This is a genomic window from Nocardioides sp., from assembly GCF_036493135.1.
In the GTDB taxonomy this organism is placed as follows: Bacteria; Actinomycetota; Actinomycetes; order Propionibacteriales; family Nocardioidaceae; genus Nocardioides.
Genome location: NZ_DASXQG010000066.1, coordinates 17,158 through 34,973, shown reverse-complemented (window position 1 = coordinate 34,973; position 17,816 = coordinate 17,158). Strand labels below are relative to the sequence as shown.

At 71.5% G+C, this 17,816-nt stretch carries 17 protein-coding genes; 10 read left to right on the top strand and 7 right to left on the bottom strand.

Features of this window, described 5'->3' with window-relative positions:
• Window positions 1-799 (top strand): class I SAM-dependent methyltransferase (locus tag VGJ24_RS12600; RefSeq protein ID WP_331500971.1); only part of this gene is annotated, 799 nt, incomplete at its 5' end.
• Between the two features lies 1 nt (window position 800).
• Here the strand turns inward: VGJ24_RS12600 and VGJ24_RS12595 are convergent.
• Together VGJ24_RS12595 and VGJ24_RS12590 are read right to left on the bottom strand one after the other, a co-directional pair.
• Window positions 801-1,436, bottom strand: coding sequence for a response regulator transcription factor (locus VGJ24_RS12595; RefSeq protein WP_331500970.1), 636 nt, complete (start codon window positions 1,434-1,436; stop codon window positions 801-803).
• Entirely contained in the window at window positions 1,388-2,533 is a 1,146-nt protein-coding gene (locus tag VGJ24_RS12590; RefSeq protein WP_331500968.1) for a sensor histidine kinase, read from the bottom strand. Before VGJ24_RS12590 ends, VGJ24_RS12595 begins: the two co-directional genes overlap by 49 nt.
• Before the next feature lie 138 nt (window positions 2,534-2,671).
• Here VGJ24_RS12590 and VGJ24_RS12585 point away from each other — a divergent pair, with 138 nt between their 5' ends.
• The 4 genes from VGJ24_RS12585 (at window position 2,672) to VGJ24_RS12570 (ending at window position 8,711) form a co-directional block, all read left to right on the top strand.
• Window positions 2,672-4,861 (top strand): MMPL family transporter, encoded by a 2,190-nt coding sequence (locus VGJ24_RS12585; RefSeq protein WP_331500967.1) that lies wholly within the window; start codon window positions 2,672-2,674, stop codon window positions 4,859-4,861.
• Between the two features lie 69 nt (window positions 4,862-4,930).
• Window positions 4,931-6,361: an MFS transporter gene (locus VGJ24_RS12580; RefSeq protein WP_331500965.1), complete on the top strand. Its 1,431-nt coding sequence runs from the start codon at window positions 4,931-4,933 to the stop codon at window positions 6,359-6,361.
• Window positions 6,358-7,158, top strand: a complete 801-nt coding sequence (locus tag VGJ24_RS12575) for a purine-nucleoside phosphorylase (RefSeq protein WP_331500964.1) — start codon at window positions 6,358-6,360, stop codon at window positions 7,156-7,158. The genes VGJ24_RS12580 and VGJ24_RS12575 overlap by 4 nt, the downstream gene beginning before the upstream one ends.
• Window positions 7,155-8,711, top strand: coding sequence for a purine-cytosine permease family protein (locus VGJ24_RS12570; protein WP_331500962.1), 1,557 nt, complete (start codon window positions 7,155-7,157; stop codon window positions 8,709-8,711). Before VGJ24_RS12575 ends, VGJ24_RS12570 begins: the two co-directional genes overlap by 4 nt.
• A 103-nt stretch (window positions 8,712-8,814) precedes the next feature.
• Here VGJ24_RS12570 and VGJ24_RS12565 read toward each other — a convergent pair whose 3' ends face one another.
• Window positions 8,815-9,900 (bottom strand): S-(hydroxymethyl)mycothiol dehydrogenase, encoded by a 1,086-nt coding sequence (locus VGJ24_RS12565; protein ID WP_331500961.1) that lies wholly within the window; start codon window positions 9,898-9,900, stop codon window positions 8,815-8,817.
• Window positions 9,901-10,015: 115 nt separating this feature from the next.
• Between VGJ24_RS12565 and VGJ24_RS12560 the strand changes: the two genes are divergently transcribed.
• The 5 genes from VGJ24_RS12560 (at window position 10,016) to VGJ24_RS12540 (ending at window position 14,861) form a co-directional block, all read left to right on the top strand.
• Window positions 10,016-11,119 (top strand): hypothetical protein, encoded by a 1,104-nt coding sequence (locus VGJ24_RS12560; RefSeq protein WP_331500960.1) that lies wholly within the window; start codon window positions 10,016-10,018, stop codon window positions 11,117-11,119.
• A gap of 81 nt (window positions 11,120-11,200) precedes the next feature.
• A complete protein-coding gene (locus VGJ24_RS12555; RefSeq protein WP_331500959.1) occupies window positions 11,201-11,764 on the top strand; it encodes a SigE family RNA polymerase sigma factor in 564 nt (187 codons plus the stop codon).
• Window positions 11,761-12,960, top strand: coding sequence for a hypothetical protein (locus VGJ24_RS12550; RefSeq protein WP_331500958.1), 1,200 nt, complete (start codon window positions 11,761-11,763; stop codon window positions 12,958-12,960). The genes VGJ24_RS12555 and VGJ24_RS12550 overlap by 4 nt, the downstream gene beginning before the upstream one ends.
• Window positions 12,961-13,032: 72 nt before the next feature.
• Window positions 13,033-13,614 (top strand): SigE family RNA polymerase sigma factor, encoded by a 582-nt coding sequence (locus tag VGJ24_RS12545; RefSeq protein ID WP_331500957.1) that lies wholly within the window; start codon window positions 13,033-13,035, stop codon window positions 13,612-13,614.
• A complete protein-coding gene (locus VGJ24_RS12540) occupies window positions 13,611-14,861 on the top strand; it encodes a hypothetical protein (RefSeq protein WP_331500956.1) in 1,251 nt (416 codons plus the stop codon). The genes VGJ24_RS12545 and VGJ24_RS12540 overlap by 4 nt, the downstream gene beginning before the upstream one ends.
• Before the next feature lie 11 nt (window positions 14,862-14,872).
• Here VGJ24_RS12540 and tsaD read toward each other — a convergent pair whose 3' ends face one another.
• From tsaD to VGJ24_RS12520, 4 genes are read right to left on the bottom strand one after another with little or no spacing between them, the layout of a single operon-like run.
• Window positions 14,873-15,916, bottom strand: coding sequence for a tRNA (adenosine(37)-N6)-threonylcarbamoyltransferase complex transferase subunit TsaD (gene tsaD / locus VGJ24_RS12535; protein ID WP_331500955.1), 1,044 nt, complete (start codon window positions 15,914-15,916; stop codon window positions 14,873-14,875).
• Window positions 15,913-16,392, bottom strand: a complete 480-nt coding sequence (locus tag VGJ24_RS12530) for a GNAT family N-acetyltransferase (protein ID WP_331500954.1) — start codon at window positions 16,390-16,392, stop codon at window positions 15,913-15,915. The genes tsaD and VGJ24_RS12530 overlap by 4 nt, the downstream gene beginning before the upstream one ends.
• Window positions 16,389-17,030 (bottom strand): tRNA (adenosine(37)-N6)-threonylcarbamoyltransferase complex dimerization subunit type 1 TsaB, encoded by a 642-nt coding sequence (tsaB, locus tag VGJ24_RS12525; protein ID WP_331500953.1) that lies wholly within the window; start codon window positions 17,028-17,030, stop codon window positions 16,389-16,391. The genes VGJ24_RS12530 and tsaB overlap by 4 nt, the downstream gene beginning before the upstream one ends.
• A gap of 9 nt (window positions 17,031-17,039) precedes the next feature.
• Window positions 17,040-17,783, bottom strand: coding sequence for a metallophosphoesterase (locus tag VGJ24_RS12520; RefSeq protein WP_331500952.1), 744 nt, complete (start codon window positions 17,781-17,783; stop codon window positions 17,040-17,042).
• Window positions 17,784-17,816 lie beyond the last annotated feature (33 nt).

Below are 17,816 nucleotides of genomic sequence, written 5' to 3'. Positions count from 1 at the left end.
CGCCGGGATCGACCTCGACCCGCTCCGCGTCGAGCTGGCGCGGGCCAACCTCGCGGCGCTCGGCCTCGGCGGGGCCGTCCAGGTGGGTGACGCCACGACGCTCGACGTCGCGATCTTCGGCACGGCGTACGCCGACCCGGCCCGGCGAGGCGCACGCGGGAGGTCCTTCCACGCCGATGACTGGACCCCACCGTGGGCGTTCGTCGAGTCGCTGCTGACCCGGCGAGCCTGCGTGAAGGTCGCGCCCGGCATCCCGCACTCGCTGGTGCCGGACGGCGTCGAGGCAGAGTGGGTCAGCGACCAGGGCGAGGTGAAGGAGGCGGCGCTCTGGTCGCCGACGCTGGCCACCACCGCACGCCGCGCGACCGTGATCGGCCGGGGCGGGCTGGCGACGCTGACCGAGGACGACGATCCCGGCGCCGACGTCGGCGGGATCGGCGCGTTCCTCTACGAACCCGACGGAGCCGTGATCCGGGCCGGACTCGTCACCGCCGTCGCGGCGGGGGTCCAGGGGCACCTGCTCGACCGGAGGATCGCCTACGTCACCGGCGATGCGGCGTACCGCTCGCCGTTCGCCCGGAGCTACCGCGTCGTCGCGGAGCTCCCCTATCGCGAGAAGCAGCTGCGCGCCGCCCTCCGCGAACGCAACGTCGGCACCGTCACCATCAAGAAGCGCGGCGTCGACATCGCCCCCGAGCAGCTGCGGCAGCGGCTCGGCCTGCGTGGCGACGAGGCCGCGACGATCGTGCTCACCCGGGTGGCCGGGGAGGGCACGGCGCTGCTGGTCGAGCCGATGTAGCTCACACCCCGAGCCAGGCGAGGACCGCCAGCACCCGGCGGTTGTCGTCGGGGGCCATCGGCAGGTCGAGCTTGGCGAAGATGCTGTTGGTGTGCTTGCCGACCGCCTTCTCGGTCACGAACAGCGCGCTCGCGATGGCGGCGTTCGACCGGCCCTCGGCCATCAGCGCGAGGACCTCGCGCTCGCGGGCGGTGAGCCGCTCGACCGGCGCCTGTCGGGCCATCACGGCCGAGACGACCTGCGGGTCGAGCACGGTGCCCCCGGCGGCGATCCGGTCGAGAGCATCGACGAACTCCCCCACGTCGCCGACCCGGTCCTTGAGCAGGTAGCCGATCCCGCCCTCGCCGCTGGCGAGCAGCTCCCGGGCGTAGATGCGCTCGACGTACTGCGAGAGCACCATCACCGGGAAGCCCGGCCGCCCGGAGCGGACCGCGACCGCGGCCTTGAGCCCCTCGTCGGTGTGGGTCGGTGGGAGGCGTACGTCGAGGACGGCCGCCTCGGCGGAGGGATCGGCGAGCGCCTCGGCCAGCTGGTCGCCGTGCTCGATGGCGGCGACGATCTCGTGGTCGTGCGCCTCGAGGATCCGGATCAGGCCGTCCCGGAGGAGGGCGTGGTCCTCGGCGATGACAAGTCGCACGGCACCTCCAGCGTGACCAGGGTCGGCCCGCCGATCGGGCTCGACACGGTCATCGTGCCGTCGAACGCCGCCAGCCGTCGCGCCACCCCCCGCATCCCGGTCCCCGCCGACGGGTCGGCGCCGCCCCGGCCGTCGTCGCCGACGACCACCGTGAGCTGTCCGGGCGGGCTCGCCAGCTCCACCCAGGCCCGCTGAGCATCGGAGTGCTTGGCGACGTTGGCCAGGCACTCGGCGACCGTGAAGTACGTCGCGGACTCCACCGGCGCCGGCAGCCCGGCCGGAGCATCACCGGTCACCTCGACGGGCACGGCGAGGTCGAGCGCCAGAGCCTCGATCGCGGCCCTCAGCCCACGGTCGGCCAGCACCGGTGGGTGGATGCCGTGAACGACGTCGCGCAGGTCGCCCAGGACCGCGCTGCTGGTCAGCCGCGCCTCGGCCAGCATCTTCCGGGCGCCCTCCGGGTCGCGCTCGAGGAGCTCGGCGGCCATCCCGATGGTCATCCCGAGACCGGCCAGCCGCGCCTGGGCGCCGTCGTGCAGGTCGCGCTCGATCCGGCGCAGCTCGGCGGCCGCGTGGTCGAGGCTCTGGCTTCGGGTCTCGGTGAGCGCCTCGACCCGCTGTTCGAGCCGCTCGGTCGTCCCGAACGCCAGGAACCACCGATCGATCCGGCTGCGGGCCACCATGATCGGCCCGACGCCGAACCACCAGGCGATGCCGGTGACGATCGGGACCAGCAGGATCAGCACGATCAGCGAGGTGGTCAGCGCCAGCGGCAGGGCGATCAGCAGCCACGCCAGGTCGCGCCAGCTCATCGGGTCGGACGCCATCGTGCGCAGGCTCTCCAGCCGGCCCTCCCCCTCCGTCGACCGGTACGGCGGCGGCACCGGCGAGCCGAGGACGTGCGCGGCGAACCGGCGGTGGACGCCGACCAGCCACCTCGTCGCCGGCATGGACACCATCAGGATCGGCAGGCCCACGACGATCACGGCCAGCACCGCCGCGACCGCATCGACGATGAACAGCACAAGGGCGAGCGCCGCCAGCGGCAGCTGCAGGGCGGCGTACCCCGTCATGCGCAAGCGGCCGGCGTTCGTCACGTGGCCAGTCTGACCGATCCGACATCCCCGGACAGTGGGGCTAGGCCCACCTCGGATCCGGGTCCTGCCACTCCTGATCCGAAGGGCGGATCTCCCGAGGCTGGACGAGTCCAGAAAGCACTTCTCGAGGAGCCCGCCATGTCACCTCATCTGCACCGTCCCAGCCTCGTCGCCCGGGTGCCCCTGCGTGCCGCGCGATGGAGCGCCACGCATCCCTGGCGCGCGATCGGCGCCTGGTTCGCGTTCGTCGCGATCGCCGTCGCGCTCGCTGCCCTGATCCCCACCAAGCAGACCACCGATGCCGACTACCGGCTCGGCGAGTCCGGTCGCGCCGACGCGATGGCGGCGAACGGGCGGTTCGCCGACGACCAGGTCGAGAGCGTCCTGATCACCGGCCGCGAAGGCCGTTCGCCTTCCCCGACCGAGGTCGCCCAGGCCGCGGAGCAGCTCCAGAAGGACCTCGCCGGCGTCCACGGCGTCACCCGGGTGGCCGCCCCCCAGTGGAACGCCGGCCGTACCGCTGCGCTGATCAACGTGCACCTGAAGAGCACCGTCGACGACGCGTCGCAGGTGCAGGCGCGGACCGCGGCGATCGCCCGCGCCCACGCCGACCTCCGGGTGCGCGAGGCCGGTGAGGTCTCGGTCAACACGGCCATCAACGACCGCGTCGCGAAGGATCTGCACTCCGCCGAGGGGATCAGTCTGCCGATCACGATCCTGCTGATGCTGCTCGCCTTCGGCGCGCTGATCGCCGCCGGCGTCCCGATCCTGCTCGCCATCACCTCGGTCGCCGCCACGATGGGGATCGCCGCACCGCTGTCGCACCTGATCCACGCCGAGCCCACCGTGAACAGCCTGATCGTGCTGATCGGCATGGCGGTCGGCGTCGACTACTCGCTGTTCTACCTCAAGCGCGAGCGCGAGGAACGAGCCAAGGGGCACAGCACCCTCGACGCCGTCGAGATCGCCGCCGCGACGTCAGGTCACTCGATCCTGGTCTCCGGCGCGGCGGTCGTCGCCTCGATGGCCGGCCTCTTCATCGTCAACGGCGCGACCTTCAACTCGCTTGCCTCCGGAGCCATCGTGGTGGTTGCCGTGGCCGTGGTCGGGTCGGTGACCGTGCTGCCGGCGCTGCTGGCCAAGCTCGGCCGCTGGGCGGACCGTCCGCGGATCCCGCTGCTGTGGCGGATCAACCGGCGGATCGGACGGGGCGGCATCAGCCGTCGCATCCTGGCTCCCGTCGTACGACGCCCGGTCGCGGCCCTGGTCGTCTCGCTCGCCGCCCTGGTCGCCCTGGCGGCGCCGGCCCTCGGGATGAAGATCCACGACGCCAACATCGACACCCTGCCCGCTTCGATCCCGCAGGTGCAGACCTGGCACCAGATCACCGACGAGTTCCCGACCGAGGGAGCGACCGCGACCCTGGTCGTGCACGGCACGGCCACCCAGCACGACCAGGTGGTCCGGGCTTTGCACGGGCTGGAGACGTCGGCCGCGGCGACCCGCTGGTTCGACCCGGCCGGGAACAACGCCATCGAGACGGCACCGGACGGCGAGACCGTGCGGGTGACCCTGCCGATCCCCTACTCGGCGTCCGACGACCGGTCCGGTGAGGCCGTGCAGCAGCTGCGCGACCACTTGGTGCCGGACGCGCTCGGCGGGATGAACGTGCAGCACGCCGTCGGCGGTGACGTCGCGGACTCGCTCGACTTCGCCTCGCACCAGTCGGAACGGCTGCCGTTCGTGATCGGGTTCGTTCTGCTGCTGACCCTGGTGATGATGACCGTGGCGTTCCGCAGCCTGGTCGTCGCGGCCCTGTCGGCGGCGCTCAACCTGCTGTCGGTGGGGGTCTCCTTCGGGATCCTGACGCTGGTCTTCCAGCACGGCTGGTTCGCCGGACCGCTGGGGTTCACCAGTCCTGGATTCGTGATCGACTGGCTCCCGCTGTTCGTGATGGTGATCCTGGTCGGGCTGTCGATGGACTACAACGTGTTCGTCCTGGCCCGGATCCGGGAGCACGCTGTCAGCGGGCTCCCTGCCCGGCTCGCGGTCGAGCGCGGCATCACCGACACGGCCGGCGTGATCACCAGCGCCGCTGCGGTGATGGTCTCGGTGTTCGCCATCTTCATCACCCTGAGCATGCTTGAGATGAAGATGATGGGTGTCGCCCTGGCGTCGTCGATCCTGATCGACGCGACGCTGATCCGGCTGGTGATCCTGCCCGCGGCCCTGGTGCTGCTCGGCGAGCGCGCCTGGTGGCCGGGCCGGATCGGCCGACCGCGGGGCGAGGTCGTCGAGGCCGAGCCGGAGCTCGCGCACGCGGGCTGACCGCACACGAGCAGAGAGGTACGCCGGGCAGCGGGCGTCCGGCGTACCTCTCTCTGACACCATCGACCGGTGACATCCGACGACGGACGCGGCCGTTGGGTCGCGTTGGTCGTCTGCTGCAGCGCGATGTTCATGACGTTGCTCGACGTGAGTGTCACCAACGTCGCGCTGCCGTCCATCGGCCGCGACCTCGGCACCGGGAACGCGGAGCTGCAGTGGATCGTCTCCGGCTACACGCTCGCCTTCGGACTGGTGCCGGTGCTGGGCGGCAAGCTCGGCGACGACCACGGGCGCCGGCTGATGTTCCAGGTGGGGGTGGGCGGTTTCGCGGTCACCTCGTTGCTGTCCGGGCTCGCACCGACCGCCGGAGTCCTGATCGGCGCCCGCGTCCTGCAGGGGTTGTCCGGCGGGCTGATCAACCCGCAGACCTCGGGCCTGGTGCAGCAGATGTTCCACGGGTCGGACCGCGGCCGCGCGTTCGGCGTCCTGGGGACCACCGTCGGGCTCGGGACCGCGATCGGGCCGTTGGTGGGCGGCGCACTGATCGGGCTGGGCGGGCCGACCCTCGGCTGGCGGCTGGTCTTCTTCATCAACATCCCGATCGCGGTGGTCGTGATCCTCCTGTCTCGGCGACTGCTGCCCGCCCCCACCGAGACCGTTCCGCACCGGCTCGACCTGCTCGGCGCCGCGTACCTCGGCCTGGCCACGTTCTGCGTCCTGTTCGCCCTCGTGGAGTACGACGTGGCGCACGACACCCGACTCGCCTGGCTCGGCGTGCCGGCCGCGTTGCTGCTCGGCCTGTTCCTGCGTCGTGAGCGGCGGCTGACCAACCAGCTCCGCGACCCGCTGGTCGACCTGCGGCTCTTCCGCCGGCCGTCCTACGTCGCCGGGATCACCCTGGCGCTCGCGTTCTTCCCGGCCATGGCGGGTCTGCCGCTGGTGCTCGCGCTCTACTACCAGCGCGGCCTCGGCTACACCGCCGTCGAGTCGGCGCTGGGCGTCACGGCGTACGCCGTCGGTGCGGGCATCTCGGCACCGCTCGTCGGCCGCGTGGTCACCCGGGTCGGTCGGCCGCTCGTGGTCGCCGGTGCCGTCACCTTCGGAGTCGGCGCGGTCGCGCTGGCGCTGATCGCGCCGCACGTTCCGCCCGGCCACGCGGCTCTCGCGCTGGCCCTGCCGCTGTTCGTGATGGGGTGCGGCCAGGGCGCGGTGATCACCCCGAACCAGACGCTGGCATTGATGGACGTCGACCCGCTGATGGGCAGCACGGCCGGAGGAGTGCTGCAGACAGGGCAGCGCATCGGGCTGGCGATCGGGCAGGCCCTGATCGGCACCGTCTTCTTCAACTCGCTGGCCGGGCCCGGTCACGCGTCGTACGCCCACGCACTGCGAAACGCCGTGATCGCGGCCCTCTGCTTCATCGCCCTGGCCGTGGCCATCGGCGTGCAGGACCTCCTGCGTGCTCGCCGGCGGACGCCGCGGGCTACGTTGAGCCGGTGACCGACGCTGACCCGTGGGCACTGGCGGAGCAGGCCTCGGCCCGGATCGCCGAGCTCACCGGGGTGGATCGCCACCGGGTCGTCCTGGTGCTGGGCTCGGGCTGGGGCCCGGCCGCCGACGCCTTCGGCGATGCCGTCGCTCGCTTCCCCATGACCGAAGTACCCGGGTTCGTTGCCCCGACTGCGGAGGGGCATCGCGGCACGATCGCGTCGTACGACGTGGACGGCATCGCCGTCCTCGTGCTGGCCGGACGAAGCCATCTGTACGAGGGTTTCGGCCTCCGGCCGGTCGTCCACGGCATCAGATCCGCCGCCGCGGCGGGCTGCACGTACGCCCTGCTCACCAACGCGAACGGCTCCTTGCGCGACGACCTCGAGGTCGGCCGGGCCGTGCTGATCCGCGACCACCTCAACCTGACCGGGACGTCGCCGATCGACGGCGCGCGCTTCGTCGACCTCACCGACTGCTGGTCGAGCCGTCTGCGCGCCCACGCACGGGACCTGGACCCGGCGCTGGTGGAGGCGACGTACGCCTGGCTGCCCGGTCCGCACTACGAGACGCTGGCGGAGGCGGAGTGGGTACGCCGGATCGGAGGAGATGTGCTCGGGATGTCGACGGTCCCCGAGGCGATCGCAGGAAGAGAATGCGGTCTCGAGGTGCTCGGACTGTCGACGGTCACCGCAGTCGAGGGTGACGACGCGGGGATCGACCCGAGCGAGGTGGTGGCCGTCGCGGAACGCACGGCTGCTCGGATGGGCCCGCTGCTCGCGGACCTGGTGAGAAAGGGAACGACATGACCACGATCGACGAGTCGTCGCCCCGCAAGGCCCCGGCCACACCGGGAGCCATCGAGGCCAACGGCATCAACGTGATCAAGGAGTCGGAGCGCAAGGGCACGCCCGCGGAGCTCTTCTGGCCGTGGTGCGCCTCGAACATCTCGGTGCTCGCCGTGTCATACGGCGCGTTCGTGCTCGGCTTCGGGATCGGGCTCTGGCAGGGCCTGATCGCGGCGTTCGTCGGCGCGGTCGCGTCGTTCCTCCTGGTCGGCCTGGTGTCGATCGCCGGAAAGCGCGGGTCGGCACCGACCCTGACGCTGTCACGCGCGGCGTTCGGCCGAGCCGGCAACACGTTGCCCTGCCTGGTCTCCTACGTCCTGCTGGTCGGCTGGGAGACCGTGCTCGTCGCGCTCTCGACACTGGCCACGGCCACCGTCTTCGAGCGACTCGGCTGGAGCCACGGCGACGGCACCAAGGTCGCAGCGTTCGTGGTCGTCGCGCTGGTGATCGTCGGCGCCGGGATCATGGGCTTCGAGCTGATCATGCGGCTGCAGAAGTACCTCACCATCGCGCTGATCATCGTCACCGCGGTGTACGTCGCCCTCACCGTCGACCACATCCACCTGGACACCGCCAAGGCACTACCCACCGGGACCACCCAGTCGGTCATCGGGGCGGCCATCCTGGTGATGACCGGGTTCGGCCTCGGCTGGGTCAACACCGCCGCCGACTACTCCCGCTACCTGCCGCGCAAGGCGTCGAGCGCCGGAGTCGTCTGGTGGCCCACGTTCGGCGGCAGCCTGCCCGTCGTCCTGCTCGTGGCCTACGGCATCCTGCTGGCCGGCTCGTCGGAGTCGTTGAGCGCCGCGATCGGTAGCGACCCGATCGGCGCCCTGACCACGATCCTGCCGACGTGGTTCCTGCTGCCGTTCGCGATCGTCGCCGTGCTCGGTCTGGTCAGCGGCGCGGTCATGGACATCTACTCCTCGGGACTGACCCTGCTCACCCTCGGCCTCCCGACGCCACGCTGGGTGGCGGCAGCGATCGACGGTGTCCTGATGGTGGCCGGCGCCATCTACATCGTGTTCTACGCCGACAGCGACTTCGTGGTGATCTTCGAGGCGTTCCTGATCATCCTGGGCGTCCCGATGGCCGCGTGGTGCGGCGTGTTCCTGGCCGACCTCCTGATGCGTCGCCGCGACTACGACGAGGAGTCCCTGTTCACCGGGGCCGGGATCTACGGCCGGTTCCGGGTGAGCTCGGTGCTGTTCATGGTGCTGGGCACCGCCGTGGGATGGGGCCTGGTGATCGACACCACTGGTGCCGGCAAGCACCTCGGCTGGCTCGGTTACTTCCTCGACGGCATCACCGTCGACATCGGGAGCTTCCACCACACCTGGTTCGACCTCGGCGGCACGGGCGGCGGGTGGGCCTACGCCAACCTCGGCGTGCCCGTGGCGCTCGCGATCGGCTTCGTGGGCTACCTCGTCTTCGGCTTCGTCGGCGTACGCCGTCAGGAGCGTGAGCTGCGCGACCGCACGTCCACCACCGACACCGCCGCCGTCAACGCCTGAGGTCCTCCCTGAATCGGGCTGCGTTGGGTCGTCCGCCTCACCGGGCACTAGAACACCCTCCCGGGCGGACGACCGAACAGCTGCGTTGTGTCGTCCGCGCTCGTCAGAAGATGACCACGGAGCGGAGAACGTCGCCGTGGTGCATCTTCTTGAACGCCGCCTCCACGTCGCCGAGCCCGATCTCCTCGGACACGAACGCGTCGAGATCGAGCCGGCCCTGCTGGTAGAGCGAGACCAGCATCGGGAAGTCGCGAGTGGGCAGGCAGTCGCCGTACCACGACGACTTCAGCGCGCCACCGCGTCCGAAGACGTCGATCAGCGGGAGGTCGGGGATCCGCATGTCGGGCGTCGGGACGCCGACGAGTACGACGGTGCCCGCGAGGTCGCGGGCGTAGAACGCCTGCTTCCAGGTCTCGGGTCGCCCGACCGCGTCGATGACGACGTCGGCGCCGTTGCCACCGGTCAGGCCCTGGATCGCCGGCACCGGGTCGGCGTCCTTGCTGTTGATGACGTGCGTCGCCCCCATCCGCCGGGCGCCTTCGAGCTTCCGGTCGTCGATGTCGACGGCGATGATCGTGTCCGCGCCCGCCAGCGCGGAGCCGGCGATCGCGGCCGCACCGACGCCGCCGCAACCGATCACGGCGACGCTCTTGCCGCGCGAGACGTTGCCGGTGTTGATCGCCGCGCCGAGCCCGGCCATCACGCCGCAGCCCAGCAGGCCGACCGCGGCGGCGCGCGCCGATGGGTCGACCTTCGTGCACTGGCCCGCCGCGACCAGGGTCTTCTCGGCGAACGCACCGATCCCGAGTGCCGGGGACAGCTCGGTCCCGTCGGAGAGCGCCATCTTCTGGGTCGCGTTGTGGGTCGCGAAGCAGTACCACGGCTCGCCCCGGTCGCACGCCCGGCAGTTGCCGCACACGGCCCGCCAGTTGAGGATCACGAAGTCGCCCGGGGCCACCGACGTCACGTCGTCACCGACCGCCTCGACGACACCGGCCGCCTCGTGCCCGAGCAGGAACGGGAAGTCGTCGTTGATGCCGCCCTCGCGGTAGTGGAGGTCGGTGTGGCACACGCCGCACGCCTGCACCTGGACCAGCGCCTCGCCGGGCCCGGGATCGGGGACGCAGATCGTCTCGATGCTGACCGGCTCACCCTTGCCGCGGGCGACGACTCCCTGGACCTGGTGCATGAAACCCCTCCCCCAACGTGGGTGCAGCGACGGTGCAGGCAGCCTAGGAGGTCGCCGTCGCCGATCGCGAGCCGGGTTGCGACAACTTTCAACCGGTGGGCATGGTCCCAGCACCATGACGCCGACCGGCTCCCGCTCGCTCTCCGCCGCCGTGCTGGCTCTGGCGTTGCTCGCCACGCCCGTCGCGACGTCGTACGCCGCGGAAAGACCTCACACCCACGACGAGTACGTCGCGCACACACGCGTGGTGGGGGCGCCGACGCCGTTCCCCGTCTCCGGCCTCGGCATCGGCGACGCGCCCCGGATCGCGTACGCCTTCGCGTCAGAGCCGGGCTTCGGCGACGGCAACTGGCTGCTCCGGCGGACGGACGGCACCTCCCTGAGGCTGCCGCGGCTGACGTGGGGCGTCTGGGCACCGATGGGCGACGGGGCGATCGGCATGGCCGGCACCGAGGCCGGCCCGGAGCTGCAGCAGGTGTCCGGCACCGGTGGGGTGCGTTCGCGGCTGATCGAGCACTTCGGCCTGGGCGTCTCCCCCGACCACGAGATCGTGGGCTGGCTCGGCGACCACGGCAGCCCGCACGTCGTGGAGGGCGGCGGCACTCGCCGGTCCACGATGCCGCGGGTCGCCCACGGCAACGTCCTGACCACGGTCTCGGGCACGAACACGTGCAAGGAGCAGGAGCCCGAGGGCGGCGGCTGCACGGTCTTCGTGAACGGCGAGCGCCACGTCTGGGTCTCGACCTCGCACGGCATCGTGGGGACCGCCGGCCCGATGCTCGCGGTGTCCGACGTCTCCGCGCGCGGCCGCGTCGCGGGTCTGGTGTCCCGCCGCACCGACGACCACCGGGCCTGCTTCGGGGTGTTCCGCGCGGACGGCCACCGGGTCTTCAAGACCTGCCACTACTACGTCGACACCTTCTCCCTCGACGGGCGTCGCGTGCTCGCGGAGCGGTCGCAGGTGCAGTGGGCCAGCGTGCGACGCCTCGCGATCCTGGGCCACGACGGGCACGTCGTGCGCTCCTGGACCTTCGCCGCCGGCCGCAACCGCAGCCTCTCCCAGCTCACCTGGGAGGACAGCCACCACCTGCTCGGAGTCCTGCTGGTGCACGAGCAGTGGGGTCTGGTGCGGATCGGCACCGACGGGACCGTGGAGTACGCCGGTCCCCCGGTCGACGCCACCGGCGAGTTCGCGCCGTACAACCTGCCGCTGCGCTGACGTGTTCGGCCGCCCGGCCGATGCAACCCTCCGCGCGTCGATCTCGTCGTCGAGGTGAGACCGGACGAGGATGGTGAGCGCATGGTCCACGCAGCGGTGACGGGAGACGTGATGACCACACCGTCCCGCTCGACCCGCGACCTCGAGTTCACGTCGTGGCTGACGGCGCGCGAGCCCGCGCTGCAGCGAACCGCACACCTGCTCACCGGTGACGTCCACTCCGCGCAGGACCTCGTGCAGACCACGCTGGCCAAGCTCTACCTGAAGTGGGAGCGCGTCAGGAACGCCGACAACATCGACGCCTACGCGCGCAAGGCGCTGGTGAACGAGTTCCGCACCACGTGGCGCCGACCCCTGCGCCGGGTCGAGCAGATCGTCGAGCTGGTGCCCGAGGAGCCGGCGCCGGCGGCCCCCGAGTACGACGGAGGCCACGATGCGGTCTGGGCCTTCGTGTGCTCACTGCCGCCCAAGCAGCGCGCGGTGGTCGTGCTGCGGTTCTACGAACAGCTCACCGAGTCCGAGATCGCGGACCTGATGGGCATCTCGATCGGCACGGTGAAGTCGCAGAGCAGTCGTGCCCTCGCCGCGCTGCGCGCCCAGCTGCCCGACCATCCCGAGATCTCGGGAGAGGAGTCCGACCGATGACGACCGAGGACCTGCTCACCCGATCGCTCCATGAGGTCACCGAGCACACCGACTACCAGACCACTCCGCTGGCGACCGTGGTCCGACGGGCCGGCATCGTGCGCGGGCGCCGACGCCGTACCACCGCCCTTGCCGCAGCCGCCGTTGCCGCAGTGGCCGTGACCCCCACTGCCGTCTGGCTGAACCACTCCCCGGACACATCGTCCGGACCGACCACCACGCTTTCACCCACCGTGTCATCGGGCTCGGCGACCTCGTTGACCGATGTTCCGTTCGGTCACGCGCCCGGCATCGACTACCTCGACGGCAACACCTACCTCGACATGAACGGCGGCCGGATCAAGGATCCGGCTCTGACCACGGCCACGGCGGCGACACCTGTCCGGGACGGGCTCCTGTTCGCCCTGCCGGGCGAGACGCCGGACCGCGCCGATCTGTGGATCCACACGACGAACGGCGATCAGCGGCTGGGCTGCGGTCGGAACCGCTTCGCGATCTCCGACGACGGTGTGGTGTCGGCGTACTGGGTGACGGACTCCTGCAACCCCGACAGCGCGGGCAAGCTGTACGACGGCGTGAACAACACCATGGGCGAAGGCGGCCCTGGGTTCGTCCGCACTCCGGCGGGCGTGATGATCGACCCCGTCGGCATCCAGACCGAGGCAGTCGTGGTCAACGCTTGGCACGGCCAGGACCCCACCGCCGAGCTGATCGATATCGGCACCGGCCGGGCCACACCGCTCTCCGCGCTGCGGATCGTCACCGGCTCCGACGAGAACAACCACGTCGTCTCCGGCGAGATCGCCGGGCAGCCCGCCGGCCAGGTCGGCGAGAGCGCGGTGGTCGACGCCACCACCGGGTCGGTCAGGTGGCGGACCGACTGGCAGCTCGGTCAGTTCTCGGCTGACGGCAAGTACGTCGTCGGGCTCCGGTCCGGCGAGGGGTCCACCGATTCCTACGCGGTCTTCGACGCCGTGACCGGTCAGAAGGTCGCCGACTTCCCGACCTGGAGCTCCGGCTGGATCACCCAGGTCGCCTGGGACCTCGACGACACCTTGCTCGCGGTGGTCAACGACGGATCGGACCGCACCGCGATCGTGAGGTTCGGCCGGAACGGACTCGTCACTCGCGCGACGCCGGTGCGCCAGAAGAAGTACGCCTCCGTCGACGTCTTCCGCCTCGCCACCCGCCCCTGAGGCATCGCCTCTGCCAGGATTGCAACCTTCCCTCCTCAAGTCGCGTCTTGGTGGCGACTTGAAGGAGGGGAGATGGACCCGACGCCCGAGCACCGGACGGGGACGACTGCCGTGGTTGACCGCCGACAGGCCCGCGACGCGGACTTCGCGGCGTACCTCGCCGCACGGCAACCGAGCCTGATGCGCACGGCGTACCTGCTGACCGGCAACCGGCACGACGCCGAGGACCTCGTCCAGACCGCCTTCGCCAAGCTGTACCTGTCGTGGGACAAGGTGCGCAACCACGGCTCCATCGACGGCTACGTCCGAAGGATCCTGGTCAACGAGCACAACTCCCTCTGGCGCCGCGCGTGGAAGAAGCGCGAGCACTCCGCAGACGACGCCGTCCTGCACCGCCTCGACCAGGCCCACCACGACACGTATGACGACGGGCTAGGCGACGCGGTGTGGGACGTCGTACAGACACTGCCCCGAAAGGCTCGTGCCGTCGTGGTGCTCCGGTACTACGAGGAGATGAGTGAGGCCGAGACCGCGGCCGTGCTCGGGATCTCCGTCGGCACCGTGAAGTCCCAGACCAGCCGGGCGCTGGCCACCCTGCGCCAACGCGCACCTCAGACCCTGGACCCCCGCGCGAGCGAGGAGGACGACCGATGACCGAGCACGAAGACGACCTGACCACCCAGCTGACCCGCACCTTGACCGACCACTCCGACGTGATGTCGGGTTCGTCGCTGGGTCTCGCCGAGGTCAAGGGACGCGCGCGCTCGATCCGGCGTCGGCGCGCCACCGTCGCCGTCGTCGCAGCCGCCGCGGCCGTGGCGATCATCGTCCCCACGATCTCGCTGGCCAGCCACACCGGCGGCAAGCCCGAGCCGGGGCCCGCCACGCACACTCCGTCTCCGACGCAGACGGCGACCGATGACGGCCACCAGCCCGCCTCGGGCGTGCTGGACGTCTCCGACCTGCCGACCGGCGACGCGCCCCGCATGGAGTACGTCACGGGCGGCTCGGTCCTGCACCTGGTGGACGGCAGCACCGTGGACATCGATACCCAGCACCCGGTCGGCTCCTTCGCGGTCCTGGCGGACGGAGCCCGGGTCTGGCAGACCGCCGACGACCAGGGCAACGCCTACGTCGAGGTCCAGGACGCCGAGGGCACGTACCACGACCCCGTCCCGAGCATGTTCGGCCTCTCGGTGAGCAGGAGCCACGATGCCGCCGCCTGGGTGGAGCCGGGCGGCCAGGTGATGGTGTCGACTGCCGGCGCGGCGGAGGCGCGACCCCTCGGGGACCCGATCCCGGGTGTCCAGGACGGCGCGCGCATCGGGCCGTTCGGGTCGGAGGACTGCGTGCCGGACTACTGCTCGGTCTACGTGAACGTCTCGGGCGGCAACTCGCCGGGGCAGCCGTGGGAGGTCGCCGACTACGCGACCCGCCCGTTCACCGACGGGCACATGCTCACGGTGGCGGACCTCTCGGGCGGGGTCTTCATCGGCTACACCAAGGTCACCGACTTCGGGTCGTGCTCCATCCTGTGGGGCGGCGGCGAGTTCCAGGGGTTCGACACCTGCAAGCACACGCTGGCGTCGATCTCGCCGGACAAGCCGCTGGTCCTGGCCGACCCGGCGTACCACGACGGGATCGGGAACGGTGTGATCGCGATGTATGACATCCACGGGAAGCTGCTGTGGGACCGCCACAACACCCAGAAGGCCCAGTCGTTCTACCCATCAGCACAGTGGGAGGACGGCATCCACGTGCTCGCGCCGGTCTTCCAGGACGGGAAGTGGTCGGTCGTCCGGTTCGCCTCGGACGGCTCGATGGAGTACGCCGTACCACCTGCCGCGGGCGCGGACATGGACAACCCCTTCGTGCTCGCCACCGGCGGCGCCGGGTTGTAACGCGGACGCCGTCAGACGACGACCTCCGTCACCGGCTGGGACGAGTCGGCCGGCAGGTCGAGGGCGGACGGCGGGCGGCCCCGGGCGACCAGCTCGGCGCCGAGGGCGGCGACCATCGCGCCGTTGTCGGTGCAGAGTCCGGGTCTCGGGACCCGGACCCGGATCCCCTGGGCCCCGGCCCGCTCGGTGGCCATCGCGCGCAGGCGCGAGTTCGCGGCGACGCCGCCTCCGATCAGGATGTCCTCGATGCCCTGGTCGGTGGCGGCGTCGATCGCCTTGCGCACGAGTACGTCGCACACGGCCTCCTGGAAGCTGGCCGCCACGTCGCCGACATCGATCACGACGCCGTCGCGCTGCTGCGTCTCGACCCAGCGGGCGACGGCGGTCTTGAGGCCGGAGAACGAGAAGTCGAACCGGTGCCGCTCCAGGTCGCGACGGCTCGTCAGCCCGCGGGGGAAGTCGATCGTCACGTGACCCTCGCGGGCCGCGCGGTCGATGTGGGGCCCGCCGGGGAACGGCAGGCCGAGCAGCCGGGCGACCTTGTCGAACGCCTCGCCCGCCGCGTCGTCGATGGTCGACCCGAGCGGCGCAACCCCGGTGGTGACGTCCTCGACCCGCAGCAAGCTGGAGTGGCCACCGCTGACCAGCATCGCCAGGCACGGCTCGGGAAGAGCGCCGTGCTCGAGCTGGTCGACGGCCACGTGGGCGGCGAGGTGGTTCACGCCGTAGATCGGCTTGCCGAGGCCGATCGCCAGCGCCTTGGCCGCCGCGACGCCGACGAGGAGAGCTCCGGCCAGGCCCGGGCCGCTGGTGACGGCGACGGCGTCGACGTCGTACGGCGTGATGCCGGCCGTCGCGCACGCCCGCTCGATGGTCGGCACCATCGCCTCGAGATGGGCCCGGCTCGCGACCTCGGGGACGACACCGCCGAAGCGTGCGTGCTCGTCCACGCTGCTGGCGACGGCATCGGCGAGGAGCGTGTGGCCGCGGACGATCCCGACGCCGGTCTCGTCGCACGACGTCTCGATCCCGAGGATCAGCGGCTCGTCGGTCATGAGGGCAGGTCCTTGGCCAGTACGACGGCCGTGGTGCCGTCGGCGTAGTAGCGGGGACGCCGGTCCAGCTCACGGAAACCCCGTGCGGCGTAGAACGCGCAGGCAGCCGCGTTGTCCTCGCGGACCTCGAGCAGCAACCGCTCGGAGTACCGCAGTCGAGCCTCCTCCTCGATGCGCTCGAGCAGTGCGGAGGCGACGCCGGCACGTCGCTCGGTGGGTGCGACCGCGATGCGCTGCAGCTCGGCGACGTCGGCGAACAGGCTGGCGGCGGCATACCCCACGACGGTGGTCTCGACGGGCTCGACCGACGACCGGCGCTCGACCGGATCACCGGTCGCGACGAGGTAGAGCGCGCCGGGGATCTGACCACCGAGGCCTTCGAACACCAGCGCGTCGGACCACGCGTCCGAGCCGAACGCGGCCCGCTCCAGCGCCGCGATCGCCGGCCCGTCGTCGGCCTCCGCCGGCCTGATCACGAGACCCGCTTCGGCGCGCCGGGAGCCACCGCGTCGGGTCGACGCAGATACATCGGGTCGGGGTCATGGAGCTCGGCGAGCTCCTCGGCGACCGCGCGGGCCAGCCAGCCGGCGCTGGGCAGCCGCGGCTCGCGGGCATCGGGGAACGCCTCGGGATACAGGACCGCGCCCTCGCCCGCCACCGGGTGCCCGGTCGCCGCTTCCTGCGGCCGTACGACGTCGGGACCGTCCTGCCGGCGGCCCTCGTCGTCGTACGTCGCGAGGTAGACCTCCTTGCGGCGCGCGTCCGTGGCCACGGTGAACTCGGTCCCGACCGGCGAGCGACCCAGCGCAGCCTCGATCGCGACGACGTCGAGCGAGCACACGCCGTACACCGGGAGCTCGAGGACGAAGGCGAGCGTTCGCGCGGTGACCAGCCCCACACGCAGGCCGGTGAACGGGCCGGGCCCGACGCCGACCGCGATCGCGGTCAGGTCCTGCCGGACGATGCCGGCGTCGGCCATCACCGCCTCGATCAACGGGGCCAGCTGCTCGCCGTGCCGCATCCGCTGCTCCGAGCGTCGCTCGGCGACGACGTCCTCACCGTCATGGAGGGCGACGGTCACGTATGGCGTGGCCGTGTCGAACGCGAGGAGCACGGTTCGAGGCTACTGAGCCGGCAGTGCCCGCCAATGGGTGGTGACCCGCCGGTCGGGGTCGACGAGGTGGAGCGCCAGGCTCGGTGGGGCGTCGTACCAGACCGTCGCGAGGTCCTCGGCGTCCGCGGTCACGGTGGAGACGACGCCGCCGCCGATCAGCAGGGGACGCTCGGCGAACGTCGTGGCACTCATCGTGTGCGCATGCCCGACGAGCGTGGCGACGACGTGCGGGTGGTGGTCGATCACGGCCGCCAGAGCATCACCGTCCATCAGCCGGATCGGGTCCATCAGCTCCAGCCCGATGGTCGTGGGCGGGTGGTGCAGGCAGACGAACGCCGGGGCGTCGGACTCGCCGAGTCGGGCGTCGAGCCAGGCCAACTGGTCCTCCCCGAGCCGGCCCTCGTCCACCCGTTCGCCGGCGACCGCGTCGATCAGCGAGTCGAGCATGACGAACCGGTGGTCGCCCGCGTCGACGACCGACCGCGCCGGAACGCCGAGGCCCTCGACGAACGCGGACCGTACGTCATGGTTGCCGGGGCACACCGCCACCGGACCCGGCCAGCGGTCGAGCCACGCCCTGGCGGCGTCGTACTCGTGCGTGAGCCCGTGGTCGGCCACGTCGCCACTGAGCACCAGTACGTCGGGGCGCGGGCTCATCGCGAGCAGGTGCTTCATGACGGCGGCCGCGCGATCGGCCGGGTCCTGGACGTCGTTGCCGAAGTGCGTGTCACTGACGTGCGCCACCACGAACATGTCGCCAGCCTGGCACGACCCCACGAGTCGGGG